The following is a 1,677-nucleotide window of genomic DNA, read 5'->3' as shown; positions in this document are numbered from 1 at the left end:
CAGCAATTGCTTTGCCTGCCGCTTTGCCTCGGCCGGACTTTTACCCGCTATCATTTGCGGCATTGCGACATTTTCCAGTGCCGAAAACTCGGGCAACAAATGGTGGAATTGATACACAAACCCAAGGTTCTGATTACGCCACTGCGCCAGTTTGTCGGCTTTCCAGTGCGTCATTTCATCAGTTTTATAAAACAATTGTCCGCCGGAAGCTTTATCCAAGCCCCCCAACAAGTGCAGAAAAGTACTTTTCCCCGAGCCGGAGGTTCCGACTACAGCCACCATCTCGCCAGCCTGAAGGCTAAAGTCTATATCTTTTAAAACGGTCACTTCATTATTACCGTCCTGATACGATTTACTCAGTTTTGAGCAACGCAACAGCGCGTCAGTCATAGCGTAATGCCTCCGATGGTTGAACATGAGCTGCCTGTGAAGCCGGGTATAATGTTGCCACCAGAGTTAACAGAATTGCAGCAACAGCCGTAGCAGTAACCTGGAAAAAGTTGATGATAATAGGTAAGCCTTCCTCAGTGCCTGAAACTATATGAGCCCCGAATAAATCCAGAATGTCATTTAAATACCAACTCAAAAGAAGTCCTAAAATAATACCTAACAAAGACCCAAGAACGCCGTTATAAAGCCCCTGAAGTAAAAAAACCGTGCGAATGCGGCCGTTAGATAAACCCAGTGTTTGCAGTATGGCAATGTCATGGCGCTTATCATTTATGACCATAACCAGGGCAGACAATGTGTTAAATGCAGCCACAGCAATGATCAAGGCCAGCATTAGCCACATCATGCGTTTTTCCATGCCAACAGCCTCAAACAGCTGTCCATAGCTTTGGCGCCAGTCATCAACGCTTAACTCGGTTTGGTTGCGCAGGGTTTGAGCAACTTGGGGGGCATCAAAGGCATCATTTAGAAACAGCTGCAGGCCGGTCACTTTGCCTTCGGGAAGACGGATTAATCGCGCCAGGTCGTCACCGTGAGCGAACACAACCGACTCATCAACTTCGGAGCCCATAGCAAATAAACCACTGACGACAAACCGACGTTGCGAAGGTACCAGTCCAAAGGGGGTATAAACGCCACCCTGCGCGGCAATCACTCTGACAGTGTCACCCGGGACGACGCCTTGTTTTTGTGCCAGCCGCTGACCAATAACCAAGTGGTAGCTTCCCGATTTCAGACTTTCCCAGTTGCCGGCAACCATCTTGTCGGTAAGTGAAGGCGGCAATGCGCCCTTGTCCGGGTAGACGCCCTGTATATTGGCAACGGACATTTTATCCGATATTTGCAGTATGCCCTGCGTTTGTACAAAAGGGACAGAACCCTTTATTGTCGCCAGTTCAGGCAGTTGTTGTTGAACCTCCTGCCAGTTGCTTAGCTGCGTGCTACTGTCCGGATCCGTTACAGTGACCTGGGGCACGGCACCTAAAATGCGGCTTTTCAACTGTCCTTCAAAGCCATTCATAACCGACATAACAACCACTAGCGCCATTACGCCCAGCGCAATACCTGCAAAAGCAAAGCGGTTAATAAATGCCGTAAAGGCAGAGCCCTGCCTTGCCCGGCTGTAACGCAGGCCAATAAACAGCACAACCGGCTGAAACATATACCCTCAATTATTTGATGGTTGCTAATTCATAACGAGCAAGGATAATGAGTTGTATTGAGCCT

The 1,677-nt window shown here is 48.8% G+C and carries 2 protein-coding genes; both read right to left on the bottom strand.

Annotated features, from left to right (window positions below):
* A partial coding sequence (locus tag B3180_RS14380; protein WP_286845188.1) for an ABC transporter ATP-binding protein occupies nt 1-390 on the bottom strand: 390 nt, incomplete at its 3' end.
* The gene (locus B3180_RS14375) at nt 383-1,612 is read right to left on the bottom strand and encodes a lipoprotein-releasing ABC transporter permease subunit (RefSeq protein WP_278358394.1); all 1,230 of its coding nucleotides are present in this window, start codon (nt 1,610-1,612) and stop codon (nt 383-385) included. The genes B3180_RS14375 and B3180_RS14380, both read right to left, overlap by 8 nt.
* Between the last annotated feature and the right edge of the window lie 65 nt (nt 1,613-1,677).

The sequence above is a fragment of the Idiomarina sp. UBA4206 genome (assembly GCF_002383015.1).
In the GTDB taxonomy this organism is placed as follows: domain Bacteria; phylum Pseudomonadota; class Gammaproteobacteria; order Enterobacterales; family Alteromonadaceae; genus Idiomarina; species Idiomarina abyssalis.
This window is presented reverse-complemented; position numbering and strand designations above follow the sequence as displayed.

Bases quoted from the DNA above. Each gene is read 5' to 3' on its own strand.
- B3180_RS14375 (WP_278358394.1), bottom strand. From the start codon at position 1,612: ATGTTTCAGCCGGTTGTGCTGTTTATTGGCCTGCGTTACAGCCGGGCA.